This is a genomic window from Agromyces mariniharenae (assembly GCF_008122505.1).
Taxonomy (GTDB): Bacteria; Actinomycetota; Actinomycetes; order Actinomycetales; family Microbacteriaceae; genus Agromyces; species Agromyces mariniharenae.
Map to the genome: position 1 here is coordinate 914,988 of NZ_VSSB01000001.1, position 25,172 is coordinate 940,159.

Consider the following 25,172-nt stretch of genomic DNA (forward strand, 5'->3'; position numbering starts at 1 on the left):
TGCCGATAACATCGTCTTGTCAAGCAACATTTCGGCATCGTGACGAATGGCCCTCGTTCCGGGTGTCGTGATGCCGCACGTGATTCGGGGAGGATCGGGGGATATGAGCGAGAGCACGGCCTCGGCGGAGCGGACGCCGGGCGCACCGCCCCACAAGCCCGCGACGATCTACGACGTCGCGCAGGCCGCCGGCGTCTCGCACCAGACGGTCAGCCGCTTCCTCAAGGGCTTCGAGGGCATCCGCCCCGCGACCAGGGAACGCGTCGAGCGCGCGCTCGGCGAACTCGACTACCGCCCCAACCTGACGGCACGCAGTCTCAAGTCGGGTCGCTCCCACCGCATCGGCGCGCTCACCCACGACCTCTCCCAGGTGGGACCGAGCCGCGTCGCCGAGGGTGCGAGCGCGGCCGCGCGCGAGGCCGGCTACGTGCTCGACCTCATCTCGCTCGACGCGCGCAATCCGCGGGCGATCGAGGAGTCGCTGGACCTGCTCACCCAGCACGACCTCGCGGGCGTGCTGGCGCTCTCGAACACCGACGAGATGACGCGGGCGTTCGAGACGAGCGAGTTCCGCGTTCCCGCGTACGTCCACACCGAGGCCGACGACGCCGTCACGGGGCATCCGTCGGACCTCACCGGGGTCGGCATCCCGGCGCTCATCGACCACCTCGCGGACCTGGGCCACCGCAGGCTGCTCCACATCGCGGGCCCGGGCAACTGGTCGGCGAGTCGCAACCGGATTCTCGCCTTCGAGGCGGGCGTGGAACGCGCCGGTCTCGCGTCGGCGGGCATCCTCGCCGGCGACTGGTCGGCGAGGTCGGGCTACGAGGCCGTCCGGTCGCTCCCCGAGGTCCCCGCCACGGCGATCCTCGCGGCCAACGACCAGACGGCGCTCGGGGCGATGCTCGCCCTGAAGGAGCGCGGGCTCCGCGTTCCCGAGGACGTGAGCGTCGTCGGGATCGACGACATCCCCGAGGCCGCGTACTACGACCCGCCGCTCACCACCGTGCGCATCGACTTCGAGAGCCGGGGGCGCCAGACCCTGCTCACGCTGCTCGCGCGGATCGAGCGCACCGAGGTCCGCGCGATCGACGTGCCCCCGCCCGAGCTCGTCGTGCGGCGATCGTCGGGGCCGGCATCCGCCTGAGGAGGCGTCAGTCGCAGGTGCGACTCGCTCCGGCCGAGCCTTCGGCGGGGCGGGTCGACTTCGGTGGCGGCATCCGCCACAGTGGACCCCGGGACGGCTCCCCTACGACCGAATCGAGGCATCCGATGACGAGTGCGACCTATTCCACCGAGCTCACCATGGCCCCCACGATGACACCCCCGACCGAACCCGTGATCGTGTCCGGCGACTCCCTGCGCCTCGGCTCCGGGCGCACGCGCCGGTTCGTGGGTCGCGACCACGGCGCGGGGATCTCGTACTTCTACGTCGACAACGACCCCGGCGAGGGACCCGGCCTGCACTGGCACCCCTACGCCGAGACCTGGGTCGTCATCGAGGGCACCGCGCGCATCACCATCGGCGACCACGAGCTCATCGCGAACGCGGGCGACACCTCGACGGTGCCCGCTGGCGTGTGGCACGGGTTCAAGAACGCCGGCACCGGGCCGCTCCGGGTGCTCTGCATCCACGCGTCCGATGTCATCGTCCAGACCTGGGCCGAGGAGTAGGGCGGCGGTCGTCCACCCCGTTGCCGGTGTCGGCGGCCGCTGGCAGGGTGGCGGTATGGGGATCCAGGTGCGGCCGGCGACGAGGTTCGTCGACGTGCGTGCGGTGGTCGGGCCCAAGCGGCCCGACGCCAACGTGTGCTGGTGCCTGAGCTATCGACTCACGTCGTCGAAGGAGAACCTGTCGCTGAAGGGTCCTGATCGCGGCGAGCGCGTGAAGCAGCTGGTGCGACAGGATCCGCCGCCGGGCGTGCTCGCGTACGACGGCGACGAGGTCGTCGGCTGGGCGGGCGTGCATCCGCGCGCCGACACGAGCTTCGCCACGAACCGCAAGATCCCGCACATCGACGGCCTCGACGTCTGGTCGGTGTGGTGCATCCGCGTGCGCCCCGGACACCGCGGCGAGGGCATCTCCCACCAGCTGCTCGAGGGCGCGGTGCGGTTCGCGCGCGAGCACGGCGCCCCGGCGGTCGAGGGCTACCCCGTCGACAACCACGGCGAGAAGGTCGACCTCACCATGGCCTACGTGGGCACGCGCCGACTGTTCGAGGCCGCCGGATTCACGAAGGCGGCCGACACCGACTCGGTGCTCAACGGCTTCCCCCGGGTGCTCATGCGACTCGACCTGGGCTGACGCGCATGGCCGATCGATTCCGCACCGTCGAGGAGTTCCTCGCCGCCCAGGATCCAGCACGGCGGGCCGAGGTCGACGTGCTGCGATCGATCGTGCGCGAGGCCGACCCGCAGCTCGTCGAGACGGTGAAGTGGAACTCGCCGAACTACGTGCTCGACGGCGTCGACCGGCTCACCGTGAACGCGGCCGGGCGCGGTCCGGTGCGCCTCATCCTGCACTTCGGCACGGCGCGCGCAGAGCAGGCCGGCGGCGGCTCCGCGTTCGACGGCGATCCCGACGGGCTGCTCACGTGGCACTCCGACATCCGGGCGAGCCTCACGGCGCCGGCCGCCGACGACACCGCGGCCCGCGCGGCGACCGTCGAGGTCATCCGCGCGTGGCTCGCCTTCGAGCCCGGCGCCTGACGTCGCTGCACCGACCCGACGCCCCTGAAGCGCCGCCGCGATGCACACCCCTGAGGCGCCGCTCGAGGCGCCGCCCTCAGGCGCCGCCCTCGAAGCTCGCGGCGCCCTGCCCGTCGACCGCCGCCGCGATGCGCCGCCGCTGCTCGTCGCTCATCGCGGGCAGGTCGCCGAGGGGGTGCCAGCCCACCTCGGTCATCTCGCCGTCGGCGGGGAACGGCTCGCCCTCGAGCCACATGCACCGGAAGGTCAGGTCGAGGTAGTCGGCCTGGTCGCCGTTCTCGTAGGTGATCCGCGGGATCTGGTGCACCCACGCGAGGTGGTCGACGCGGATGCGCACGCCCGCCTCCTCGAACGCCTCGCGCCGCGCGGCATCCGCCGGCTCCTCGCCGGGATCGACGATGCCGGTGACGGGCGTCACGGCGCCGTTGTCGGAGCGCCGCCCGAGCAGCACCTCGTCGCCGCGCAGGATGACCGCGGTCACGCCCACGAGCGAGAGCGGGAGGGTGCCGACGTGGCGGCGGAGTTCGAGCACGAAATCGGGCGTGGGCATGCCTCGACCCTAGGCGACGGCGAGCGGATGCCACGGGGCATCCGCGGCTCGCGACCGACGCCCAGAGGAACAGCTCGAACCCCACGTGCGACGGCTCGAAGCCGAGGCGCTCGGAGAAGCGGCGGGCGTCGGTGCGCCGCGCGTCGGACGTGAGCTGCACGAGCGCGGCGCCGCGCGCCCTGGCGTCGTCGATCGCCCGCCGCATGGCACGGGCGTCCTGTGCGGCGACACGATCGATCCGTCGAAGATGCGCAGTTCCAGCGATCGGGACCTGCAGCTGCGCCGGTTCGACGTCGCCGCAGCATCCGGATGCCTCGACCGTTCACCGCACGGACGCGGCCGTTCGTCGCGCCGCACTTCCGGAATGCGTCATCCATGCGCTATGGTCGAACACCTGACCGAACGATCGGTCAGGAATTGCGGCGCACCACCCCAGTGCCGGTCCCCTACCCGCAAGCATCAGAACAACGGAGTTCGCATGTCGACATCTGTCCAGGAACAGGAACGCACCGGGAGCGTCACCCGCGAGGAACGCAAGGTCCTCGCCGGCACGCTCGTGGGCACGTCCATCGAGTGGTACGACTTCTTCATCTACGCGCAGGCCGCCGGCCTCGTGCTCGCCCCGCTCTTCCTCGCCCCGGTCGCCGAGTCCAACCCCGGGCTCGCGCAGGTGCTGTCGTTCGCCACGATCGGCATCTCGTTCCTCTTCCGCCCGCTCGGCGCCGTGGTCGCCGGCTACCTCGGCGACAAGCTCGGCCGCAAGAAGATGCTGGTCTTCACGCTCATCATGATGGGCATCTCGACCGCACTCATCGGCTTCCTGCCGACGTATGCCGCGATCGGCATCGCCGCTCCGATCCTGCTGATCCTGCTCCGCATCCTGCAGGGGTTCTCGGCGGGCGGCGAGTGGGGTGGTGCGGCGCTCATGGCCGTCGAGCACGCCCCCGACCGGAAGCGCGGCTTCTTCGGCGCGTTCCCGCAGATCGGCGTGCCGGTCGGCATGATCCTCGCGACCTCGACGCTGTTCATCCTCACCTCGTCCATGTCGCCCGAGGCGTTCATGGAGTGGGGCTGGCGCATCCCGTTCCTGCTGTCGATCGTGCTGATCGTCGTCGGCTACGTGATCCGCCGCGCGGTCGAGGAGAGCCCGATCTTCGAGGACCTCCTGCGTCGCCGCAAGGAGTCGTCGGCTCCGCTCGGCCAGCTCTTCCGCCACAACACCAAGAACGTCGTCCTCACGGCCATCATCTTCATCGGCAACAACGCGGCGGGCTACCTGCTGATCGCGTTCTTCGCGACCTACGCGGTCTCGGTGCTCGAGATGGACCGGCCCACGGTGCTCCTCGCGACGGCCCTCGCGTCGTTCGGCTGGCTCATCTTCACCCTGTGGGGCGGCGCGATCTCCGACCGCCTCGGCCGGGTGCGCACGTTCCAGATCGGCTACGGGTTCCTGGCGCTGTGGGCCGTGCCGATGTGGTTCCTCATCGACACCGGGAACATCGTCTGGTACTTCGTCGCGCTGTTCGTGATGACGTTCGGCCTCGGCCTCTCGTACGGCCCGCAGGCATCGCTCTACGCCGAGATGTTCCCGGCGAACGTGCGCTACTCGGGCGTCTCGATCGGCTACGCGCTCGGCGCGATCCTCGGCGGCGCGTTCGCGCCGATGATCGCCGAGGCCCTCATGGGCGCGACCGGGCAGTCCTGGACGATCGGCGTCTACATCGCGATCGCCGCGGTCGTCTCGCTCATCGGCGTCTCGCTGGTGAAGGAGCCGAAGGGCGTCGACCTGCACGCGTAGGTCGCCGACACACGGCCGACGAGCGGATGCCTCCCCTGCGGGGCATCCGCTCGTCGCGTGTCGGGCCTGGCGGTGTCAGGCCGAGCGGTACAGCGGGTACAGCAGCCGCAGCAGCTCGGCCGTCGCGTGGGCAGGGTCGAGCCCGTCGAGGAGTGCGGGCGGCACCGCCATGGGCGGGAAGTGCGCCGGGATCGCCTGCGACGCGTCGATCGACTCCCCGATCGCGCGTTCGAGGTCGGCGTGCGCGATGATGCCCTGCCGGTCGAGCCGCAGCCCCGCGGGGTCGAGCTGGAGGATCGGCAGCGAACCGGATGCCTCGTGCATGGCCGCGGGCTGGAACAGCAGCGCCAGCCCGTGGCGCTCGGCGAAGTCGACGGCGTCCTCGAGGTCGACGATCTCGGGCTGGCCGCTCTCGTTCATCGACGTCCCGGCGACCCAGTCGACGCCGGCGTCCCACATCGCCGAGATGAGGTCGGATGCCCCGGGCATCCGCAGCGGGTCGAACACCTGTACCCAGCGGCGCCCGTCCACCTCCGAGACGAGGTGCTCGGGGATGGCCATCGCCGGTGCCGCGGGGGCTCGCACGGCCACCATGCCGGCCAGCCGGTCGACGAACCACGACTCCTCGGTGAGGCGACGAACGTCGTGCGGCAGCGACGCGACGTCGATGAGCTCGACGAACCGCCCCGGCCGAGTGGCGACGGCGAGCGGCTTGTGCCCCCGCGCCGCGCCCTTGATCGCCATGATCTCGTCGGCCACGCCCGCGTGGCTCCCATCGACCAGGAGCCCGAACACCGTGCCGAAATGCGTGCCGACCACCCCGCCGGCGCGGATCACGCCGACGGCTTCTGCGATCGCCTCGGTGTCGTCGTACGAGCAGATCTCCATGCGTCCCACCCCCACGACGATCATGGCCGAGGCGACCCGAGCGCGGAAGACACGGAAGACGCGGAAGACACGAAGACGCGGAAGAACGGATGCCCCGTGCGAAGCATCCGCTCTCCCTGGTCGGCCGGGCGAAGCACCCGGCCGTGACGACGTCGGCCTAGAAGTCGAAGTCGCCGATGTTGTCGGCGTCGAAGACGAACGGGTCGCCGAGCAGGACGGTGCCGTCAGCGCCGACCTCGTAGTCGCCGAGCTTGCCGGCCTCGAACGTGTCGCCCTCTTCGCCGGTGATCTCGCCCTCGATCAGCGCCTTCGCCGCGTACGCGGTCAGGTAGCCCAGGTCGGCCGGGTTCCACAGCGCGAACGCGGTGACCGTGCCGTCCTCGACGTACTCGCGCATCTGGTTCGGGGTGCCCAGCCCGGTCAGCGCGACCGTGCCCTTGTACTCCGAGGTCGACAGGTACCGGGCCGCGGCCGCGATCCCGACCGTGGTGGGCGAGATGATGCCCTTCAGGTTCGGGTGGGTCTGCAGCAGCGCCGCGGTCTTGTCGAACGAGGTCTGGTCGTCGTCGTCGCCGTACACGGTGTCGACCAGGGTGATGTTCGGGTGGTTCGCGAGCTCCTCCTTCATCAGCTCGATCCACGCGTTCTGGTTCGTCGCGTTCGCCGACGCCGAGAGGATCGCGATCTCGCCCGCGTCGCCGATCTGCTCGGCGATCAGGTCGATCTGCACCTTCGCGATGCCCTCCGCGGTGGCCTGGTTGATGAACAGGTCACGGCACTCGGGGTTCGTGTCGGAGTCGAACGTGACCACCTTCACGCCCGCGTCGCGGGCCTCGTTCAGCGCGTCGCAGATCGCCTCGGGGTCGTTCGCGGACACCGCGATCGCGCCCACGCCCTGCTGGGTCAGCGTGTTGATGTACGACACCTGCGAATCCGGGGTCGCCTCGGCCGGGCCGACCTCCGCGAACGTGCCGCCGAACTCCTCGATGGCCTCCTCGGCACCCGCCGACGACGTGTCGAAGTACGGGTTGCCCAGGTTCTTCGGCAGGAACGTGATCGCCAGGTTGTCGCTGCCGCCCTCGCCGCCGCCCTCCGTGCCACCGGTGCCCGAATCCACCGCGCAGCCGGCCAGGACCAGCGCCGCGGCCGCGGCGAGCGCCGTCAGTGCGCCCGCACGCCGCTTGTTGTGAAACATCGTTGTTCTTCCCTTCATCGGATGAGGGCGATGGGTGATCGCCTCGACGGTTCGCGCAGCCCGGTCACCCTGCTGTGGAGGCCTCGACGCGCGGTATCCCCCCTGGTGCTCGCCGCCGCTTTCGCAGCCAGGCCAGGAAGCTGGAGGTCACCACCGAGAGCACGAGCAGCACGCCGGTGATGATGTTGATGACGTCGGAGGTGACGTTCGCGAGGCGCAGCGCGCTCGCGAGCACCCCGATCAGGAGCACGCCGGCGATCACGCCGTGGATCGCGCCACGGCCACCGAAGATCGACACGCCGCCGAGGAGCACCGCGGCGATGACCTGCAACTCGAGGCCCGTGGCGTTGTCGCCGCGCGCGCTGCCGTAGCGGAGCGTGTAGTAGATGCCGGCGAGCGCCGAGATGGCGCCCGAGAGCACGAACAGGATGAACTTCGTCCGCTCCACCCGCACGCCCGAGAACCGCGCCGCCTCGCTCGAGAGGCCGATGGCGTAGATGCCTCGGCCGAACGGCGTGAAGTGCAGCAGCACCACGAACACCACGAGGAGCACGAGGAAGAGGAACAGCACGACCGGGATGTTGGAACCACCCACCCGCGCCTTGGCGAGATCGGTCCAGAAGTCGGGGAAGTCGGTGATCGCGGTGGTGCCGAGCAGTCCCACCGCGAGGCCGCGGTAGAGCGCGAGGGTACCGATCGTCACCGCGAGCGACGGCAGGCCGACCACGGTGATGAGGAAGCCGTTGATCGCGCCGCCGATCGCGCCGGCGACGATCGCCAGCACGGCAGCGATCTCGAACGGCACGCCGGCCTGGGTCATCACGCCGGTGAGCACGCTGGCGAGGCCGGCGATGCTCGCGACCGACAGGTCGATCTCGCCCGTGATGATGATCAGGGTCATCGGCAGGGCGATGAGGAGGATCGGCATCACGTCGAGGAGCAGGAACGTGAGCGTGATCGGCTGGCTGAAGCCGCGCACGCTCAGCACGGCGACGACGGCGACGATCACGAGGAGCGCGATGATCGCCATCTCGCGGGTCAGCAGCACGCGCTGCCACAGGGGCCGGTCGTAGTCGCGGTAGGTGCGCACGGCCGCGTCGGTGGTGGTGGTCGCGGTCATTCGCCTTCCTCCCTGGCCTCGAGGAGCTTCCGTTTCTGCCGGATCGCGAGGACGCGGTCGAGCACGATGGCGCCGATGATGAGGGCGCCCACGACGGCGCGCTGCCAGAAGTCGGGGATGCCGAGGATCGGAAGCGCGCGGTTGATGGTGAGCAGCAGCACGGCGCCGATCGCGGCGCCCCACACGGTGCCGCTGCCGCCGAAGATCGCGACGCCGCCGATGACCGCGGCGCCGACCGCGTCGAGCTCCCAGCCCGATCCGGCCTGCGAGCTGATCGTGCCGTAGCGCGCGGCGTAGAGCACGCCGCCCAGCCCCGCGAGCGCGCCCGAGAGCACGAACGCGGTGAGCAGGCGGCGAGTGACGCGCAGGCCGTAGAGCTCCGCGGCGGCCGGGTCGGACCCGATCGCGTAGAACTCGCGCCCGCCGCGGGTGTTCTTCATGAGCCAGCCCGCGACCGCGAGCACGACGAGGGCGATGATCGTGAGGATCGGGATGAACAGGATCTGCCCGGTGCCGAGCGCGAGGAAGTCGCGCGGCAGGTCGGACGCGTTGATGCGGTCGCCGCCGGTCCAGAGCACGTTGATGCCGCGGTAGGCGTACAGCGTGCCCAGCGTGATGACGAGCGACGGCACCTTCGCGAAGGCGACGAGTGCGCCGTTCACGAGCCCGAGCAGCCCACCGAAGACGATCACGATGACGAACACCGCGATGATCGGGATTCCTTCGAGGTCGATGAACAGGCGACCGCACAGGTAGGCCGACAGGCCGAGCACCGAGCCGACCGACAGGTCGACGTTGCGGGTGATGATGACGATCGCCTGGCCGACCGCGAGGAGCACGAGGATCGACGGGGTCAGCAGCAGGTCGCGCCATCCGTCGGTGCTGAACAGGAAGTTCGGGTTCGCGATCGTCGCGGCGACGATGACGAGCAGCAGCGCGATGAGGATGCCGAACTCGCGGGCGGCGCCGACGGCGCGCAGGCGCTTCGTGACGTCGGACTTCTCGATCGTGGCGGTCACGAGTGGGCTCCCTGGGCGTGGGTCGCGGCGAACATCACGTTCTCGCTGGTGGCGTCGGCGCGGTCGATCTCGGCGGTGATGCGGCCCTCGCGCATGACGAGCACGCGGTCGGCCATGCCGAGCACCTCGGGCAGCTCCGACGAGATCATGAGGATGCCGATGCCGCGTCCGGCGAGCTCCGAGAGCAGCCGGTGCACCTCGGCCTTCGTGCCGACGTCGATGCCGCGGGTCGGCTCGTCGACGATGAGCACCCGCGGCTCGGTCGCGAGCCACTTGCCGAGCACGACCTTCTGCTGGTTGCCGCCCGACAGGGTCGCGGCGACGGTCGACAGCGCAGTGGTCTTCACCTCGAGCCGGCTGGCCCACACCTTCGCGGCGCGGTTCTCGAAGCCCGACGTGATGATGCCCGCCTTCGCGAGCTGGTTGCGGATCGAGAGGGTGATGTTGCGGGCAACGGATGACTCGAGCACGAGTCCCTGCTTGCGGCGGTCCTCGGGCACCAGCGCGATGCCCTGGAGCATTGCCCGCGCCGGGTCGCCCTTCTTCACCGGACGCCCCTCGAGCGTGACCGAGCCCGAGTCGTACCCGTCGACGCCGAAGACGGCCCGGGCGACCTCGCTGCGGCCGGCACCGACCAGGCCGGCGAGCCCGACGATCTCGCCCGCGCGCACCGTGAACGAGATGTCGTGGAACACGCCCGCGCTCGACAGGCCCTCGACCTCGAGCAGCGGCTCGCCGATCTCGGCCTCGATCTTCGGGAACAGGTCGGTGACGTCGCGACCGACCATCTGGCGCACGAGCTCGTCGACGGTGGTCTCGGCGATCGGCGTCGTCGCGATGTACGAGCCGTCGCGCATGACCGTGACGGTGTCGCAGAGGTCGAACACCTCGTCGAACCGGTGCGAGATGAACAGCAGCGCCCGGCCCTCGTCGCGCAGGCTCCGCGCGATCGCGAACAACCGGTCGACCTCGACGCCCGACAGGGCAGCGGTCGGCTCGTCCATGATCAGCACCCGCGCGTCGAGCGACACGGCCTTGGCGATCTCGATGACCTGCTGGTCGGCGATCGACAGGCCCTCGGCCGGACGGTCGGGGTCGATCCGCACGCCGAGGCGCTGGAACAGCGACTCGACCTCGCGGCGCATGGCCTTGCGGTCGATGCGGCCGAACCGGCCCACGGGCTGGCGGCCCATGAACACGTTCTCGGTGACCGACAGGTCGGGGAACAGCGTCGGCTCCTGGTAGATCACGGCGATGCCCGCGGACTTCGACTGGGCCGTCGACGTGAAGTCGACCTCCTCGCCGTTCAGGCGGAACTCGCCCGCGTCGCGGCGATACAGCCCGGCCACGATCTTGACCAGCGTGGACTTGCCTGCGCCGTTCTCGCCGATGAGCGCGTGGATCGACCCGGGCTGCATGCGCAGGCTCCCGGAGCGCAGAGCAACGACGGCGCCGAACGACTTGACGACCCGGGAGAGCTCCAGCATGGGGGGCGCTGCGGCCGGCGGGATGTCCGTCTGCACGAGTTCCTCCTCGTCGAGGGTGAAAATGGATCTGAATCGATTCAGGGGCGATTCAGGGCTACTCTATGGACGGACGGGTGATCGGTCAAGTCACCCGGGACATCGGTGCAACATCGACGACGAGGAGCACAATGGCAGGGGCCAGCATCCGCGATGTGGCGCAGCACGCCGGGGTGTCGGTCGGCACGGTCTCCAACGTGCTGAACCGCCCCGACGAGGTGTCGGCGGAGTCGATCGCGCGCGTGAACCGCGCGATCGAGGCCCTCGGCTACGTGCGCAACGACGCGGCGCGCAAGCTCAGGGCCGGCGTCTCGACCACGGTCGGGTTCGTGGTGCTCAACGGCCAGAACCCGTTCTTCAACGACGTCGTGCGGGGCGCGGAGGACGAGGCCTCGCGACACAACATCGCGATCCTCTACGGCAACACCGATGAAGACGTCTCCCGCGAGAAGCTCTACCTCGACCTGTTCGAGGAGCAGCAGGTGCGCGGCGTGCTCATCTCGCCCTACGGCGACATCCTCCCCCGGCTCGAGCGGCTCCGCTCGCGCGGCATCGCTGCGGTGCTCGTCGACCGGTTCGGCGGCAGCAGCCGCTTCAGCTCGGTGTCGGTCGACTCGGTCGCCGGCGGTCGCATGGCGGTCGAGCACCTCATCGAGACCGGGCGTCGACGCATCGCCTTCGTGGGCGGACCGTTCGACATCCGCCAGGTCAACGACCGGCTGGCCGGCGCGCGGGTCGCGGCCGAGAACGCCGGCGAGCACGTCGAGATCGAGGTCGTCGCGACGGCCGCCATGACGGTCGATGAGGGGGCGGCCGCCGGTGCCCGCATCGTCTCGCGCCCGCGCCACGAGTGGCCCGACGCGCTCTTCGCCGCGAACGACCTCATCGCGCTCGGCCTGCTGCAGTCGCTCGTCGTCGGCGGCCGCATGCTGGTGCCCGACGAGATCGCGATCATCGGGTTCGACGACATCGCGTTCGCCGGCGCGGCCGCCGTGCCGCTCTCCTCGATGCGCCAGCCGAGCGGCATGATCGGCCGTACCGCGCTGCGCATCCTCCTCGAGGAGACCGCCGACCCCGAGCACATCCCCCGGCAGACGGTGTTCCAGCCCGAACTGGTGGTGCGCCGGTCGACCGACCCGGCACCGCGGCGCGCGCACTGAGCCAGGCGGATGCCGCGGGGCATCCGCTGGCCTCGATGCTCGCGCGGGCCAGTGGCGACAGATGCCGCGGGGCATCCGCTCGCCTCGACCGCTCGTGGGGCGAGCGGTGACGGATGCCGCGCGCGCCGGCTCAGATCAGGATGACGAGCTTGCCGCGCACGTGCCCGGCCTCGCTCACGCGGTGGGCCTCCGCGGCCTCGTCGAGCCCGAACGTGCGGCTGACCTCGAGCTCGAACCGGCCCTCGGCGGCGAGCTCCGCGACGCGGGCCGTCGCCTCGTCGCGCCACCGCTGCTCCTCCGCCGTGAGCGGCACGGCGCTGCCGCCCGCGTAGGCGTGGATGCCCCACCTCGGCGCGTCCGCACCGCGCACGACCGTCGCGATGCGATCGCGGTCGGCGACGAGCGCGACCGAGGCGTCGAGCGCCTCGTCGGTGCCGGCGGCGTCGAGCGCGACCGTGACGCCCTCGGGCGCGACCGCCCGCACGCGATCGACGAGCCCCGCGCCGTACGTCACCGGCACGGCGCCCAGCTCGCTCAGACGGTCGTGGTTCGATTCGCTCGCGGTTGCGATGACGCGGGCGCCCTCGGCGACGGCGAACTGGATCGCGGCCTGCCCGACCCCGCCGGCGCCGCCGTGGAGGAGCAGCGTGTCGCCCGGCCCCACGCCGAGCGAGCGAATCGCCTGGTACGCCGTGCCGACCGGCACGCCGATGCTCGCGGCCTCGGCCCAGCCGAGTCCGGCGGGCTTGGGCACCAGCCGCTCGGCGGGCACGACGACCTGCGTCGCGTACGCCCCGCGCGCGCTGCGCACGATGACCTCGTCGCCCACGCGCACCCCGTCGACGCCCGCGCCGACCGCCTCGACGACCCCCGCGGCATCCGCCCCCGGACGCACCGCGCGACCACCCGTGCCGTTGCCGCGCACGCCCGAGCGGAGCTTCCAGTCGATCGGGTTCACGCCGGCGGCCCGCACCGCGACGACGACCTCGCCGGGCCCCGGCTCCGCGTCGGGCACCTCCTCGAGGCGCAGCACCTCGGGTCCGCCGATCTCGCGGTAGACGACTGCTCTGGCCATGGTGTCCTCTCGGGTCGGTGCCTCCAGCCTCTCGCATCGCGTCGGACCCCGCGCCCACGTTGCGAAGCTGGTCGCCCGAGCGCGGCCGTACCCCGCTGCGAGCGGCATCGGGAGGCTGGCGGCACGGCCGTGACTCTGGTTTGCTGCTCCGATGGAGGGCTACACGATCGCCGACTACCTGCTCGATCGCCTCTCGGAGCTGGGCGTGCGACATCTCTTCGGGGTGCCCGGCGACTTCACCCTCGGGTTCCTCGACCACGTCGAGGCGCACGAGGGCATCGAGTGGGTCGGGTGCGCCAATGAGCTGAACGCGGGCTACGCCGCCGACGGCTACGCCCGGATGCACGGGCTCGGCGCGCTCAGCACCACCTTCGGCGTGGGCGAGCTGTCGGCCGTCAACGCCGTCGCGGGCAGCTACGCCGAGCACGTGCCGGTGGTGCACGTCGTCGGGGCGCCGACCACGGCCGTGCAGTCGGCCGGCCGGGCGACGCATCACACCCTCGGCGACGGCGACTTCGGCCACTTCGCCCGCATGGCCGCGGAGGTCACCGCCACCCAGGCCGTGCTCACGGCGACGGATGCCGCGTCGCAGATCGATCGCGCCCTCGTCGAGGTGCGGGACCGGCGCCTGCCGGGTTACCTGATGCTGCCCGCCGACGTCGCCGAGACTCCCGCCGCTCCCCCGACGGCGCCACTGGAGCCGCACCCGCCGGTGACCGATCCCGCCGCGCTCCAGGCCTTCCGGGCGGCACTCGTGGAGCGGATGTCGAAGGCCGAGCGCATCGCGGTCCTGGCCGACATCCTCGTGCACCGGCTGGACTGCGAACCGCACCTGCACCGCCTCCTCGACACGGGGGTTCCCCACGCCACGCTGCTCTGGGGCCGCCGCGTCGTGGACGAGTCGGCGCTCGGGTACCTCGGCTCCTACCTCGGCGAGGCCAGCGATCCCGAGGTGCGCGACGGCATCGAGTCCGCCGACCTGCTCGTCATGTCGGGCGTGCAGTTCACCGACCTCACGAGCGGCTTCTTCAGCCAACGGATCGACCCCGAGCGCACCGTCGAGATCCGCGGAGAGGCCACGCGGATCGGAGGCACCTCGTACCAGCCCCTCGCGATGGGCGATGCGCTCGACGCGGTGACCGAGGCGGTGGTCGCCGCGGCCGACTCACTGCGCCTCGCGGGCGCCGACTCGGGCCCCTTCGCGGGTTCGACGACGGATGCCGCGACGGCCGCAGGCGGCGCCGACACCGTCGTCGTGGCCGAACGTGCGCCCGCGGCATCCGATGCCCTCGGCCAGGAGCAGCTGTGGCACGAGGTGGCCGCGTCGATCCGCACCGGCGACGTCGTGCTCTGCGACGTGGGCACGGCCTACTACGGGATGGCGAACCACCGCTTGCCGCACGGCGTCACGTTCGTCGGCCAGCCGCTCTGGGCGGCGATCGGGTTCACGCTGCCCGCACTGCTCGGCGCCGCCCTGGCACGCCCCGACCTCCGGCCGGTGCTGCTCATCGGCGACGGCGCCGCACAGCTGACCATCGCCGAGCTCGGGACCCTGCTGCGGCATCGCATCCCCGCGATCGTGGTCGTCGTCGACAATGACGGCTACACCATCGAGCGCGTCATCCATGGGCCGACAGCCGCGTACAACGACATCGCGCAGTGGGACTGGACCGCGCTGGTGTCCGCCTTCGGCCGTTCGATCCCTGCCGTGGGGGTGCGCGCGGAGACCGTCGGCGAGCTCCGCGACGCGCTGGAATCGGCGCGCACCCGCGACGGCCTCACCCTGGTCCAGGCCGTCGTGCCGCGTGACGACGTGCCGCCGACCCTCGATGCGCTCGGGAAGGTCGCTGCGGCCGCGAACCGCCGAACCGAGTAGCGGCCCGGTCTGCCGTATCGACCCCGCGGCTGTCAAGTCCCTGCACACCCCCTCCCGGTGTGCGTATCCTTCCGGGACACCGGCGACCCACCCGCCGGTGCGCCCCATGCGAAGGAGGGTCGACGTGGACCTGCTGTTCGACGTGATGACGGGAGTCGGCCTGGCCGCGATCGCCGCCCTCCTGCTCTTCTTCTACGTCGCGCTGTCACGCGCGCCGCGGGATCGCCGGCGTGGACGCCACGCCGCAGGACCCGCCCGGTGGGCTCAGCCCTGGAAGTCCTCGGGATCCACGTCGTCGAGGAACCGCTTGAACTCGTCGACCTTGGCGTCGTCGGTGCGCGGATCGGCGAGCTCCGCCGGGATCCCCGCCTCCTCGAGCACGCGCTCGGCCACGTAGAGCGGCGCTTCGCTCCGCAGCGTCAGGGCGATGGCGTCCGACGGACGCGCGTCGAGCACGAGCTTGCCCGAGGGCGTCGCGAGCGTGATCTCGGCGAAGAACGTGCCGTCCTCGATGCGGGTCACGTCGACGCGCTCGATCCGGGCGCCGAGCGTCTCGAGGAAGGTCGTCATGAGGTCGTGCGTCAGCGGCCGGGGCGCCTGCTCGCCCTCGAGCGCGAGCAGGATCGAGGTCGCCTCCTGGGAGCCGATCCAGATCGGCAGCACCCGGCGCGCGTTCGGGTCCTCGAGCAGGGGCTTCAGCAGCACGATGTGCTGGCGCGCGGCATCCAGCGCGACGCCGAGGACCCGGACCTGAACCATGTGCGCCCCTCCCCTCGATGATCGGGGCGTGACACTGCCATCGTACGTCGGGTGGCCGGGTCGCGGAGGGGACGACCGGACGGCGGTCGTCGGGGGGACGAACGGACTGCGGCCGCGGCATCCTGAGGGAACGCCGCGGCCGCAGCCGACTCACTCGATGGTCGTTACGGAGCGGTCACCGTCGTCGTGTTGAAGTTCTTGCCGCTCCCGTCGGGGCGGTAGTTCTTCTCGACGTTCCCGGCGGAGTCCACCGAGAACCACTTGACCGTCGTGCCCGCCGGCACGGTGAGCACCTCGGCGCCCTCGCGGATGCCGGCGGTGCCGTACAGCGTCGACTCGTAGGTGGGCTTCGAGCCGTCGAGCGTGTAGAACACCGCTGCGGACTCGGAGACCTCGAACGTCAGGTCCACCATGCCGGCCTCGGCGCCCGCCGCGACCTCGACGGTGCTCGTCGGACGCTGCGAGTCGGTGTCGAAGTCGTGCGCCACGCGCATGAGCTCGATGAGCCCGTTGGCGAACTCCTGCGACTCGGCATGCGCCGATGCGCCCGTCGGGTCCTCGCTCTCGAAGGGCGGCTGGAACTGCGTGCCGACCTCGAAGTTCCACGCGTAGATCCCGTACTTGTACCAGAGCATGTCACCGGAGTTGCCGGCCGCCGAGTACAGCACGTCCGAGATCGGGCCCGTGCGCGCCGGCGTCACCGACATGCCGCGGTACCGCTTGATCTCCGTGAGGATCCGCGCCGAGGCGCCCCAGAAGTACGACTCCTCCTCGAGCGTAGGGCGCGGCGAGGAGCCGCGGTCCGGCGTCGTGTAGGCGCCGGGCGACCACATGAAGTAGTTGCCCGAGCTGTGCAGGTTCATCGCGAACCTGATGTTGGGGTTCGCACCCGCGATCCAGTCGATGTTCGCGCTCTCGGGCTCGCTCAGCTCCGCCGGGCCCGCGTACGTGCCGCTGGTGCACGACGAGGAGGCGCCGCTGTAGCCGTCGAACAGGCTGTAGGTGTCGTAGTTGCGGTTGTTGTCGACGCCCCAGCTCGTGCGGGCCAGGAAGTCGGCGCTCCCCGTGCGCTCGCAGTGGTTGGTCATGTTCTTGCGCTGCGACGCGAAGTCGTAGAACGAGTAGTGACCACCGTCGGGGTTGACCGACGGGACGATCCAGATGTCGAGGTTGTTCACCAGCTGCTTCGTCGACGCGTCCTGCGCGTAGTTGCGCAGCAGGCGCTCCGCGGACTCGATCGCGACGAGCGGCGGGACCCACTCGCGGGCGTGCTCCTGCGCGTAGGCCAGCACGCCGGGCTTCGAGCCGTCGCGGGTCTTGCCGATCCGGATCGCGTACACGGGCTGCGGGTCCCGCGACACCGAGGCGGGTGCCGAGAGCCCGTCGGTGAGCGCGGCCGAGCCTGCTGCGACCACACCTGTGCCGGTGTTGCCGCGGTAGGTGTAGGCGACGACGAGGGCGGATGCCGCGGGCGAGGCGTTGATCGCCGCGACCACCTGGGCCGCGGTGCTCGTCACGGCGCCGGCGGCGTTCGTGGCGAGCGAGACCGCGATCGCCGATCCCGTGACGGAGACCGACAGCGGCGCGTTCGCGGTGCCGGGCGAGGTCAGCGCGACGGTGATGTCGTTCCCGCCCTCGTGGCCCCACGCCTTGGAGTCGATCGCGACACGGCTGGCATTCGCGCTGCCGAGCACGGCCTGCGCGTGCCGGCGGTAGCCGTTCGTCGGGTTCGGCAGCTCGACGATCTCGGAGATCTCGGGGAACTCCGCGGCCAGCGCCTTGACCCGGTCGTAGAGCTCGGTCGGCGTGAGGTACGACGTGATGAAGTCGGTCTGGTAGTTCGGGCCCCACGTCGTGTCGCCCTCGATGGGCAGCCAGTCGTTCACCTTGGCGGTGGCGACGTCGCCCGTCGGGCTCGTGATGCTGATGGTGTCGGGTCGGGTCGTGACCGTCGACGCACCGCGGTGGTACAGGTAGACGCCGGCGTCGACGAAGCGGCTGATGTTCTGCGTTCCGCCCGATCCGAGCTCGGTGCCGGGGCCGCTGTCGCGCTGGACCGTGAGCTGCGCGGAGTTGGTCTGGCCGTCGGCCCACTTCGCCTCGACCGACAGGTAGCCGACGCCGAACTGCGTGTAGTAGTCGGCGCGGATGATCTTGACGTCCGCGGCGTCGGCGGCGGCCGCCGCTGCGAACTGCTCGTTCTCCGCGACGGCGGCGGCGATCGTCGCGTCGCGTTCGGCGAGCACGGCCTCGGTGTCGTCCTCGTCGTGCAGGGTGCCGCCGACCGAGAAGCCGCGGGCGCGCAGCGCGTCGGCCTCGCCGTCGCTGATCACGGCGTGGGCCGTGATCGTGCCGTCGGCGTTGAGGTGCGCGGCGTGGTCGAGGTCGACACCCGTGTCGACCAGGCGGTCGAGCTCGGTGTGGTCGGCCAGGTTCACCTCGACGACGCTGACCTCCTCGTCGGCGTCGCGCGTGAGCTCGGGCGGCGGCTCCGAGCCGGCGGCCGCTCCCATGGGCGTCAGCGTGGTGAGCGTGAGGCCGAGCAGTGCGGCGACGACCGCCGACCCCCCGATCGCCCTCTTCCTTCTCAACGTGTACATCAGGCATTCCCTCCTCGTTGCGGTGGCGCAGTCGTGCCGTCGAGCCGGAGTCGTGCCGAGGGGTGATGCAGCGGGAGGCGTCACTCCGACGGCACCGGATCGCCTTCGGGTGCGGAGTCGGGCCGGTGCTTGCGGATCTGTCTAGCGGATGGCGGCTTCGAGCGTCAATAGTCCGGAATTGACGAGTCGGGATTGCGCAGTGTGCAATGTTGCGTCAACGGCTCGTCATAAGCCGCGCACGGTCCTCCGAAAGGCGGACCGCGAAACGGAGACGCACCTCCGCGCTGCAAGCGCTGCCGGACGGCGCACGTCACGCCGGTTTCGCGGCCCGACCGGGCATCCCCGGGCGCATGCCGATCGCCGCATGCATGCGACTCGATGTCCGCCTGCAACCGCTTTCCAGCCGGAATCGTCGCGCAAGAAATCGCCGCCTCGGGTCGGAGGCGGATTCAGGGCGTCAGCGGTCAGTACTCCTCGGGCCAGTGGTCGCCGTCGTGGGGGAACCCGTCCGATCGGGTGGGCGCGGGCGCGACGCGGTGGACGAGACGGTTGAGCCGGCGACGGATGTCGGCGATGTTGAAGGCGTTTTCGGGGGGCTCGACGGTGATGTTAGTCGTTTCCGCCGCGATGATGATGCCGGCGTCCAGCACCATCCTCACGTCGACCTCGTTCCCGTCGTTGCCGATCGCACGCAGCGTCACCTGATCGGCCCGACCATGGTCCGCGAGCGCGGTCGCGTAGTCGAGCAACGCGAGCGCGGCATCGTCGCCGAGCAGCAGCGACTTGTCCGCGAAGGTCACGTGCATCATGGGACCAATCTACGAACGACGTCCCGGATGCCGTCAGGGGGTTGACCACGCGACGATCACGTCGGTGGCTGCTGGCAGACTCGTCACATGGCCACGAGCATCGGCACCCCCGGCGGTTCGCCCGAACGACCTGCGGTGTTCTTCACCGGGCCCGACGAGTTCCGCGCCTGGCTCGAGGCCAACCATGCCACCGAGACCGAGCTCTGGATGGGCCTGAACAAGCGGCACGTGTCCGACCGCGGCCTCACCTGGGAGCAGGCCGTGCCCGAGGCCCTCTGCTTCGGGTGGATCGACTCGGTCTCGCAGCGCATCGACGACGACGCGCGGCGCCAGCGGTGGACCCCGCGCAAGGCGGGCAGCAACTGGTCGGCCGTGAACATCGCGCTCGTCGAGCGACTCACGAACGAGGGACGCATGCACCCCGCCGGCGTCGCGGCGTTCGAGCGTCGTCGCGAAGACCGGTCGGGCGTCTACTCCGTCGAGAACCCGGTCCAAGACCTTCCGCCCGCCTTCGCCGAGCAGTTGTCGGCGGATGCCGCGGCCACGGCGTTCTGGGAGGCCGCGACCCCGACCTACCGCCGCCTCGTCGTGCACTGGATCCTCACCGCGAAGCAGGAGTCCACCCGCGAGCGCCGGCTCGCCCAGCTGATCGACGACAGCGCCGCGGGCCGGCTCGTGCCGCCGCAGCGCTACGGCGAGGTGCCCAAGTGGGTGGAGCGGGCGGCCGAGGCGGCCCGGGCCGCGGCATCCGAGGCGTGAATCGACCCGATTCGACATCGCGGCGCATCCTTCGCCGCACATTCGCCGTCATGTCCATGCCCGGCGAGAGTCGGCTGGCGTAATGTCACCTCGCTCGACAATGGCGACGACAGGATCCACGATGACCACCACTTCCGTACGGACGGCCAACCCCACCAAGCTCCGGCGCTCCCTCGGCCTCTGGGCCATCGTGGCGCTCGGACTCGGGTACATGACACCGATGACGGTGTTCGACACGTTCGGCTACGTCTCGGAGGAGAGCGGCGGAGTCGTGCCGCTCGCGTACCTCTTCGCGCTGGTCGTGATGCTGTTCACGGCGCTCAGCTACGGGCGGATGACGCGCGTCTACCCGTCGGCCGGCTCGGCGTACACCTACGCGTCCGAGACGATCCACCCGAACGTCGGATTCCTCGTCGGATGGACCGCGCTCCTCGACTACCTGCTGCTGCCGCTCGTGAACGCGCTGCTGGTGCGCCAGTACTTCGAGTCCTTCTTCCCCGCCGTGCCCGGATGGATCTGGGTGGCCGGCTATGTCGCGCTCATCACGCTGCTCAACCTCTGGAGCATCTCGTCGACCTCGCGCGTGAACGCGACGCTTCTCGTCTTCCAGGTCGTACTCATCGCGGTCTTCGTCGTGCTGGCCTGGGGCGCGCTGGCGCAGGGCGCCGGCAACGGCACCCCGTTCAGCATCGAGCCGCTCTACCACGCCAACGTGCAGATCGCGACGGTCGTCAGCGCGGCCACGATCGTCTGCTTCTCGTTCATCGGCTTCGACGCGATCACGATGTACACCGAGGAGGCGAAGGACGCGCACACGGTGCCGAAGGCGATCGTGCTCGCGCTGCTGATCGGCGGCGCCATCTTCTTCACGGCCGCGTGGTTCGCGCAGTCGCTCTTCCCCGTCACCGAGGGCTTCACCGAGGGCACCGCGCTGCCCGAGATCGCGTTCTCGGTCGGCGGCATGCTGTTCCAGATCTTCTTCGTCTCGGCGGCGATCGCCGCGGCCGCCGCGTCGAGCCTCGCCTCGCACGCGAGCGTGTCGCGCATGATCTACGTCATGGGCCGCAACGGCTCGGGTCCGATCGCGCGACGCCTGTCGTACGTGCACCCGCGCTTCCGCACGCCGGCGGTCGCGGTGGTGCTCGTCGGCGTCGTGTCGCTGGGTGCTGCGGTCGCCGACCTCGACTTCGTGTTCTCGCTCATCAACTTCGGTGCGCTCATCGCGTTCACGGTCGTGAACCTCGCGGTCATCCTGCACTTCGCGGTCCGTCGCCGCGAGGTGAAGACGCCCTGGCAGGTCGTCCGGAACATCGTGCTGCCGACGATCGGCGTGGTGCTCACGGTCGTGCTCTGGCTCAACGTGAGCAGCGAGGCGATGACCTACGGCCTGATCTGGCTTGCGATCGGCTTCGTCGCGCTGCTCGTGATGACGCGACTCTTCCGACGCCGCCTGCGCCTGTCGCTGCAGGAGGACGAGGTCATCGCCGAGGGCGACGAGGGCGAGGATGCGCTGCTCGACGCCGATCGGCAGCGCCTCGACGCCGAGAAGTGATCAGCCGGGGGTACGAAACCCCCCACGATGTCGATCCCGGCGCCTCCCCGTTCGACGCGTCAGTGAGCGTACGTTTCCGAGAGAGGAGCTCATCATGGGTACGGTCATCTTCGACATCAGCATGTCGCTCGACGGCTTCATCGCGGCGAGCGGAATGACGCCCGACGTCGGCATGGGCGTCGACGGCGAACGGCTGCACGACTGGGCGTTCGCCGGCGACGAGCGCGACCGCGAACTGCTCGAGCAAGCCGGCGCGCGTCTGGGCGCCGTCATCGCGGGGCGTCGCACCTACGACAACTCGATCAGGTGGTGGGGAGCCGACGGCCCGACGGGTCCGGCGCGGACCCCCCTGTTCGTCGTGAGCCATGACACGCCCGACGACGTTCCCGAGGACGGCGTCTACACGTTCGTCGGCGACATCCGCTCGGCGCTCCACGCCGCCCGCGCCACCGCCGGCGACAAGGACGTCGGCATCATGGGCGGCGCCGACATCGCCCGCCAGTACCTGGCAGAGGGGCTCGTCGACGAGATCTCGATCCACCTCGTGCCGGTGCTCCTCGGCAGCGGCACGCCCCTGTTCGGCGATGCGTGGATCGATCGGCACGTGAAGCTCGAGGGGCCAGTCGTGGTCGACACGGATGCCGCGACGCACCTGCGGTACCGCGTCGTGAAGTAGCCGCGGGGTGGCGCGCCCGCCCGACGGCGGCTGGCCGTCGTCGGGTCGGCGGCGGTCAGCGCCTCGGCGTCCACCCGAACGGCGTCGGACCGTCGAGTTCGGCGCGTTCGAGGTCGGCCTGCGCCGACCACCCCTGCGCGGCATCCGTCGCGTCGAAGCCGCCGCGCGCGACGCGGAACCCGACGTCCTCGTGGTGCATGCGCGGCGCTCCCCCGCGACGGGTCGACGCCCGCACGCTCCACGCGTCGTCGGCGAACCCGCCGCCGCGGAAGACGCGGTAGTCGTCGTACCGCGCGGGGTCGAGCAGGTCCCAGCACCACTCCCACACGTTGCCGAGGGTGTCGAAGAGCCCGTTGAGATTCGGATGCTTCCCGCCGATGTCCCGCGGCGTGGTCACGCCGTCGGCGCTCGTCCAGGCGATCTCGGCGAGCGGTCCGTAATGCGGACCCGTCGACCCGGCGCGGCACGCGAACTCCCACTCCGCCTCGGTCGGCAGGCGGTAGCCGTCGGCGTCGACGTGCCAGGTCACGTCCTCGCCGTCGAACGTGTACGCCGGGTCGAGTCCCTCCCACTCGGATGCCGCGTTGCAGAACCGGATGGCACGCAGCCAGCTCACGTCGGTGGCCGGCCGGCGCGGATGCGACGCGGTCTCGCCGAGCAGCTCGCCGAGCTGCGCCTGGGTGACCGGGTAGACGCCGATCTCGAACGGCTCGAGCTCGACAGTCCAGCGCACCGTGCGACGCGCGTCGTGGAGCCCCACGGTGCCGCCCGCGATGCGGGCGAGCTCGATGTCATCCACCGGTGCAGTCTCGCACGGCGCTGCGGCGCTCGCCGCCGGTGCTATGGTGCCGCCATGTGGGCCCGCCTGTACTTCGCCGCGCAGGCCCTCGCCGGCACCGTCTGGTGGATCGCCGTGTTCGCCGTTCCCGTCGTGCGCGAGGCGACCCTGGGAAGCCTCGACCCGGTGATCGTCGCGGCACTCGACATCCCGCTGTTCGTGGTGGCGTCCGCAGCGGCCGCGCTCGGGCTGCGCATCGCCGCAGTGGTGACCACCGGGTGGACGATCCTCGTCACCGGTGCCATGGCGGTGTACGCCACCCTGACGACCGAGGCCGTCTGGGGAGCAGTCCTGATGGCGGCGGCGGCCGCCGGCTCGTCGGCGGCACTGTCGCTGATGCTGCTGGGACGGATTCCCACCGAATGGGTCGTCGCGCGCGGCCCGTTCGCCTTCCGACCCGCCGCCGCCGGCGCCGGCGCGACCAGGCATGTGCTCGCCACGGCGGTGCAGATCCTGGTCTTCTGGGGCGTCTTCCTCGCGGCGATCCCGTTCACCCTGACCTTCGTCGAGGCACGCTGGGGCCTGGCGATCCCGTTCCCTCCCGTCGTGGCCCCGGTCGGATTGGTGCTGTTCCTGCTCGCGAGCGGTCTGGGGCTGTGGTCGGCCGCCACGATGTCGACGATCGGCCACGGCACCCCGCTGCCCGCGGCGATGCCCAACCGTCTCGTCATCGCGGGTCCGTACCGGTTCGTCCGCAATCCGATGGCGATCGCGGGGATCACCCAGGGAGTCGCGGTCGGACTGATGCTCTCGTCATGGCTGGTGGTCGCGTACGCCATCGCCGGTTCCCTCGTGTGGAACTTCGCCGTCCGACCGCACGAGGAGGCCGACCTCGAGGCCCGATTCGGCGAGGCGTTCCGGCGGTACCGCAGCTCCGTTCGGTGCTGGTGGCCTCGATTCGACGTCGGCGGCGCGGCATCCGCTCGGCCGACGATCAGCGCAGCGAGGCGGCCCGCCGCAGGTTCGGATCGGGATCGATCGCCCATCGCTCGATGATCCGCAGCGCTCGCGTCGCCTCTGCGCCCTCGAGCCGGTCGAGCAGCGGGCGCACGACGTCGGTGGCGATCGGGTCCACGAGCTCGCGGGCGCGGGCGTCGCGGAGGAACTGCTCGAGTCGCGTGAGGTCGCTGCCCCGCAGCATCCGCACGTGCCCCTGGAGCAGGACGATCGCGGCGAGCCGGCGCTCGTAGACCGGCTCGGCCCAGAGCTCCGCGGCGAGCGCGGTGACCTCGTCGTGCGTCATGTCCGGATGCCGCCGCCCCGCGTCGCGCACCGTGCCGCGGACCGCCCCGACCGACGCGCCGTAGTGACGCAGCCCGCCGCCGATCCGCTCGGCGTCGGCCTCGGCCCGGAACTCGGAGCCCTCGGCCTGGAGCGTGCGATCGATGAACTCGGCGGCGGGAGAGGCCACGGGTCAGTCGAACTCGGCGCGGGTGTCGCGCGGATACGCGCCGCCGGCGAGCTTCACGAGCCGGGCGTGGGCGTACTCGCAGACGAGCGCGTGCCGGTAGACCATCCGGGGCACGTCGACGTTCGAGTCCATCCAGAGGCTCATGCCCGCGAGCTTCCAGTGCCGGAAGGTGTCGTCGTCGGTCACGAGGGCGAGGATCTCGAGGAACGAGTCGTCGAACCGGATCGAGTGCACGGCTCGGCGGTACTCCTCGACCGTGAGCGCCATCGAGAACGGGATGTTCATGAAGCAGAGGGCGGTCTGGATGTCGAGGCGGAGGTAGCGTCGGCGCCACCGCTCGGCGTCGAGCGGCGGGATGTCGAGCTGCGTGAAGTCGAGCGTCTCGGGCCGCGTCAGCGGCACCGCGTCGAGGGCGATGAGCACGTCGTAGACGTTGACGTCGTGCTCGACGACGGCCTGGTCGCCGAGCCCCGAGAGCGCCTCGGGTCGCAGCGTGACGGGCTCCATCGCGACGGGCGTGTTGCGGATGATGAAGTTGACGAGGTTGGTCTCCACGACGAAATGCCGGATGAGCAGCTCGACGGCGTCGGGCGAGACGAAGCGTCGCAGGAACCACACGCACAGCACGTCCATGGTGTGCAGCGGCATCCACCGGAACGGCAGCACGCGCTTGACGATCGAGATGAGCGCGACCAGGATGCGCGAGAACACGCGGGCGATCGGGTAGAGCCAGCGCCGCGAGAGCCGGCGCTGGTCGTCGATGATGAGGCGCACCAGCGCACGGTCGAGCGGCACGGAGGGGTCGGCGTACACCGCCTCCCACATGCTCGGGTCGGAGCGGACGAACTCCGCCAC

At 70.9% G+C, this 25,172-nt stretch carries 24 protein-coding genes; 11 read left to right on the forward strand and 13 right to left on the reverse strand.

Annotated elements, in window-relative coordinates:
* Nucleotides 1-103: 103 nt before the first annotated feature.
* From FYC51_RS04220 to FYC51_RS04235, 4 genes are all read left to right on the forward strand, one after another.
* Entirely contained in the window at nt 104-1,147 is a 1,044-nt protein-coding gene (locus tag FYC51_RS04220) for a LacI family DNA-binding transcriptional regulator (protein ID WP_187432486.1), read from the forward strand.
* A gap of 125 nt (nt 1,148-1,272) precedes the next feature.
* Nucleotides 1,273-1,674 (forward strand): cupin domain-containing protein, encoded by a 402-nt coding sequence (locus FYC51_RS04225; RefSeq protein WP_238476206.1) that lies wholly within the window; start codon nt 1,273-1,275, stop codon nt 1,672-1,674.
* A gap of 55 nt (nt 1,675-1,729) precedes the next feature.
* Nucleotides 1,730-2,305 carry a GNAT family N-acetyltransferase gene (locus FYC51_RS04230; protein WP_148732407.1) on the forward strand — a complete coding sequence of 192 codons (576 nt, stop codon included), beginning with the start codon at nt 1,730-1,732 and terminating at the stop codon, nt 2,303-2,305.
* Between the two features lie 5 nt (nt 2,306-2,310).
* Nucleotides 2,311-2,709, forward strand: a complete 399-nt coding sequence (locus FYC51_RS04235; protein ID WP_148732408.1) for a DUF1801 domain-containing protein — start codon at nt 2,311-2,313, stop codon at nt 2,707-2,709.
* A gap of 76 nt (nt 2,710-2,785) precedes the next feature.
* Here the strand turns inward: FYC51_RS04235 and FYC51_RS04240 are convergent, their stop codons facing one another.
* A complete protein-coding gene (locus tag FYC51_RS04240) occupies nt 2,786-3,259 on the reverse strand; it encodes an NUDIX hydrolase (protein ID WP_148732409.1) in 474 nt (157 codons plus the stop codon).
* A gap of 478 nt (nt 3,260-3,737) precedes the next feature.
* On the opposite strand from FYC51_RS04240, the gene FYC51_RS04250 reads away from it, so the two are divergent.
* Nucleotides 3,738-5,057, forward strand: a complete 1,320-nt coding sequence (locus tag FYC51_RS04250; protein WP_148732410.1) for an MFS transporter — start codon at nt 3,738-3,740, stop codon at nt 5,055-5,057.
* A gap of 75 nt (nt 5,058-5,132) precedes the next feature.
* Here the strand turns inward: FYC51_RS04250 and FYC51_RS04255 are convergent, their stop codons facing one another.
* From FYC51_RS04255 to FYC51_RS04275, 5 genes are all read right to left on the reverse strand, one after another.
* Nucleotides 5,133-5,945: a hypothetical protein gene (locus tag FYC51_RS04255; RefSeq protein ID WP_148732411.1), complete on the reverse strand. Its 813-nt coding sequence runs from the start codon at nt 5,943-5,945 to the stop codon at nt 5,133-5,135.
* 157 nt (nt 5,946-6,102) lie between these two features.
* Nucleotides 6,103-7,140 (reverse strand): rhamnose ABC transporter substrate-binding protein, encoded by a 1,038-nt coding sequence (gene rhaS / locus FYC51_RS04260; RefSeq protein ID WP_148732412.1) that lies wholly within the window; start codon nt 7,138-7,140, stop codon nt 6,103-6,105.
* 64 nt (nt 7,141-7,204) lie between these two features.
* Complete coding sequence (locus FYC51_RS04265) at nt 7,205-8,260, reverse strand: ABC transporter permease (protein WP_148732413.1); 1,056 nt, start codon at nt 8,258-8,260, stop codon at nt 7,205-7,207.
* Nucleotides 8,257-9,279, reverse strand: a complete 1,023-nt coding sequence (locus FYC51_RS04270; protein ID WP_148732414.1) for an ABC transporter permease — start codon at nt 9,277-9,279, stop codon at nt 8,257-8,259. The genes FYC51_RS04265 and FYC51_RS04270 overlap by 4 nt, the downstream gene beginning before the upstream one ends.
* Entirely contained in the window at nt 9,276-10,766 is a 1,491-nt protein-coding gene (locus FYC51_RS04275; protein WP_148734115.1) for a sugar ABC transporter ATP-binding protein, read from the reverse strand. Before FYC51_RS04275 ends, FYC51_RS04270 begins: the two co-directional genes overlap by 4 nt.
* Before the next feature lie 167 nt (nt 10,767-10,933).
* On the opposite strand from FYC51_RS04275, the gene FYC51_RS04280 reads away from it, so the two are divergent.
* Nucleotides 10,934-11,962 (forward strand): LacI family DNA-binding transcriptional regulator, encoded by a 1,029-nt coding sequence (locus tag FYC51_RS04280; protein WP_148732415.1) that lies wholly within the window; start codon nt 10,934-10,936, stop codon nt 11,960-11,962.
* 130 nt (nt 11,963-12,092) lie between these two features.
* On the opposite strand, the gene FYC51_RS04285 is transcribed toward FYC51_RS04280, so the two are convergent.
* Nucleotides 12,093-13,037, reverse strand: coding sequence for an NADP-dependent oxidoreductase (locus FYC51_RS04285; RefSeq protein ID WP_148732416.1), 945 nt, complete (start codon nt 13,035-13,037; stop codon nt 12,093-12,095).
* A gap of 151 nt (nt 13,038-13,188) precedes the next feature.
* Between FYC51_RS04285 and FYC51_RS04290 the strand changes: the two genes are divergently transcribed.
* Nucleotides 13,189-14,913, forward strand: coding sequence for an alpha-keto acid decarboxylase family protein (locus FYC51_RS04290; RefSeq protein WP_148732417.1), 1,725 nt, complete (start codon nt 13,189-13,191; stop codon nt 14,911-14,913).
* A gap of 264 nt (nt 14,914-15,177) precedes the next feature.
* On the opposite strand, the gene FYC51_RS04295 is transcribed toward FYC51_RS04290, so the two are convergent.
* From FYC51_RS04295 to FYC51_RS04305, 3 genes are all read right to left on the reverse strand, one after another.
* Entirely contained in the window at nt 15,178-15,672 is a 495-nt protein-coding gene (locus FYC51_RS04295) for a bifunctional nuclease family protein (protein WP_148732418.1), read from the reverse strand.
* A 164-nt stretch (nt 15,673-15,836) separates the two neighbouring features.
* The gene (locus FYC51_RS04300; protein WP_148732419.1) at nt 15,837-18,272 is read right to left on the reverse strand and encodes a M14 family metallopeptidase; all 2,436 of its coding nucleotides are present in this window, start codon (nt 18,270-18,272) and stop codon (nt 15,837-15,839) included.
* A 464-nt stretch (nt 18,273-18,736) separates the two neighbouring features.
* Nucleotides 18,737-19,081 carry a hypothetical protein gene (locus FYC51_RS04305; protein ID WP_148732420.1) on the reverse strand — a complete coding sequence of 115 codons (345 nt, stop codon included), beginning with the start codon at nt 19,079-19,081 and terminating at the stop codon, nt 18,737-18,739.
* Nucleotides 19,082-19,168: 87 nt separating this feature from the next.
* On the opposite strand from FYC51_RS04305, the gene FYC51_RS04310 reads away from it, so the two are divergent.
* The 3 genes from FYC51_RS04310 (at nt 19,169) to FYC51_RS04320 (ending at nt 22,068) form a co-directional block, all read left to right on the forward strand.
* Nucleotides 19,169-19,840 (forward strand): YdeI/OmpD-associated family protein, encoded by a 672-nt coding sequence (locus tag FYC51_RS04310; RefSeq protein WP_148732421.1) that lies wholly within the window; start codon nt 19,169-19,171, stop codon nt 19,838-19,840.
* Nucleotides 19,841-19,961: 121 nt separating this feature from the next.
* The gene (locus FYC51_RS04315; protein ID WP_148732422.1) at nt 19,962-21,392 is read left to right on the forward strand and encodes an APC family permease; all 1,431 of its coding nucleotides are present in this window, start codon (nt 19,962-19,964) and stop codon (nt 21,390-21,392) included.
* Between the two features lie 94 nt (nt 21,393-21,486).
* The gene (locus tag FYC51_RS04320; RefSeq protein WP_148732423.1) at nt 21,487-22,068 is read left to right on the forward strand and encodes a dihydrofolate reductase family protein; all 582 of its coding nucleotides are present in this window, start codon (nt 21,487-21,489) and stop codon (nt 22,066-22,068) included.
* A 55-nt stretch (nt 22,069-22,123) separates the two neighbouring features.
* Here the strand turns inward: FYC51_RS04320 and FYC51_RS04325 are convergent, their stop codons facing one another.
* Nucleotides 22,124-22,867 carry a formylglycine-generating enzyme family protein gene (locus tag FYC51_RS04325; RefSeq protein WP_148732424.1) on the reverse strand — a complete coding sequence of 248 codons (744 nt, stop codon included), beginning with the start codon at nt 22,865-22,867 and terminating at the stop codon, nt 22,124-22,126.
* Between the two features lie 54 nt (nt 22,868-22,921).
* Here FYC51_RS04325 and FYC51_RS04330 point away from each other — a divergent pair, with 54 nt between their 5' ends.
* On the forward strand, nt 22,922-23,902 hold the full coding sequence (locus FYC51_RS04330) for a methyltransferase family protein (protein ID WP_148732425.1): 981 nt from the start codon (nt 22,922-22,924) through the stop codon (nt 23,900-23,902).
* On the opposite strand, the gene FYC51_RS04335 is transcribed toward FYC51_RS04330, so the two are convergent.
* Together FYC51_RS04335 and FYC51_RS04340 are read right to left on the reverse strand one after the other, a co-directional pair.
* The gene (locus FYC51_RS04335; RefSeq protein WP_148732426.1) at nt 23,841-24,317 is read right to left on the reverse strand and encodes a DNA alkylation repair protein; all 477 of its coding nucleotides are present in this window, start codon (nt 24,315-24,317) and stop codon (nt 23,841-23,843) included. The two genes, FYC51_RS04330 and FYC51_RS04335, sit on opposite strands and share 62 nt — an antisense overlap.
* A gap of 3 nt (nt 24,318-24,320) precedes the next feature.
* On the reverse strand, nt 24,321-25,172 hold the full coding sequence (locus FYC51_RS04340) for a DUF6999 family protein (RefSeq protein ID WP_148732427.1): 852 nt from the start codon (nt 25,170-25,172) through the stop codon (nt 24,321-24,323).

Excerpts from the sequence above, each read along its gene's own strand:
- FYC51_RS04220 (WP_187432486.1), top strand. The coding sequence starts at position 104 with ATGAGCGAGAGCACGGCCTCGGCGGAGCGGACGCCGGGCGCACCGCCC.
- FYC51_RS04225 (WP_238476206.1), top strand. The coding sequence starts at position 1,273 with ATGACGAGTGCGACCTATTCCACCGAGCTCACCATGGCCCCCACGATG.
- FYC51_RS04230 (WP_148732407.1), top strand. The coding sequence starts at position 1,730 with ATGGGGATCCAGGTGCGGCCGGCGACGAGGTTCGTCGACGTGCGTGCG.
- FYC51_RS04235 (WP_148732408.1), top strand. The coding sequence starts at position 2,311 with ATGGCCGATCGATTCCGCACCGTCGAGGAGTTCCTCGCCGCCCAGGAT.
- FYC51_RS04240 (WP_148732409.1), bottom strand. The coding sequence starts at position 3,259 with ATGCCCACGCCCGATTTCGTGCTCGAACTCCGCCGCCACGTCGGCACC.
- FYC51_RS04250 (WP_148732410.1), top strand. The coding sequence starts at position 3,738 with ATGTCGACATCTGTCCAGGAACAGGAACGCACCGGGAGCGTCACCCGC.
- FYC51_RS04255 (WP_148732411.1), bottom strand. The coding sequence starts at position 5,945 with ATGGAGATCTGCTCGTACGACGACACCGAGGCGATCGCAGAAGCCGTC.
- rhaS (WP_148732412.1), bottom strand. The coding sequence starts at position 7,140 with ATGTTTCACAACAAGCGGCGTGCGGGCGCACTGACGGCGCTCGCCGCG.
- FYC51_RS04265 (WP_148732413.1), bottom strand. The coding sequence starts at position 8,260 with ATGACCGCGACCACCACCACCGACGCGGCCGTGCGCACCTACCGCGAC.
- FYC51_RS04275 (WP_148734115.1), bottom strand. The coding sequence starts at position 10,766 with ATGCTGGAGCTCTCCCGGGTCGTCAAGTCGTTCGGCGCCGTCGTTGCT.
- FYC51_RS04280 (WP_148732415.1), top strand. The coding sequence starts at position 10,934 with ATGGCAGGGGCCAGCATCCGCGATGTGGCGCAGCACGCCGGGGTGTCG.
- FYC51_RS04285 (WP_148732416.1), bottom strand. The coding sequence starts at position 13,037 with ATGGCCAGAGCAGTCGTCTACCGCGAGATCGGCGGACCCGAGGTGCTG.
- FYC51_RS04290 (WP_148732417.1), top strand. The coding sequence starts at position 13,189 with ATGGAGGGCTACACGATCGCCGACTACCTGCTCGATCGCCTCTCGGAG.
- FYC51_RS04295 (WP_148732418.1), bottom strand. The coding sequence starts at position 15,672 with ATGGTTCAGGTCCGGGTCCTCGGCGTCGCGCTGGATGCCGCGCGCCAG.
- FYC51_RS04300 (WP_148732419.1), bottom strand. The coding sequence starts at position 18,272 with ATGTACACGTTGAGAAGGAAGAGGGCGATCGGGGGGTCGGCGGTCGTC.
- FYC51_RS04305 (WP_148732420.1), bottom strand. The coding sequence starts at position 19,081 with ATGATGCACGTGACCTTCGCGGACAAGTCGCTGCTGCTCGGCGACGAT.
- FYC51_RS04310 (WP_148732421.1), top strand. The coding sequence starts at position 19,169 with ATGGCCACGAGCATCGGCACCCCCGGCGGTTCGCCCGAACGACCTGCG.
- FYC51_RS04315 (WP_148732422.1), top strand. The coding sequence starts at position 19,962 with ATGACCACCACTTCCGTACGGACGGCCAACCCCACCAAGCTCCGGCGC.
- FYC51_RS04320 (WP_148732423.1), top strand. The coding sequence starts at position 21,487 with ATGGGTACGGTCATCTTCGACATCAGCATGTCGCTCGACGGCTTCATC.
- FYC51_RS04330 (WP_148732425.1), top strand. The coding sequence starts at position 22,922 with ATGTGGGCCCGCCTGTACTTCGCCGCGCAGGCCCTCGCCGGCACCGTC.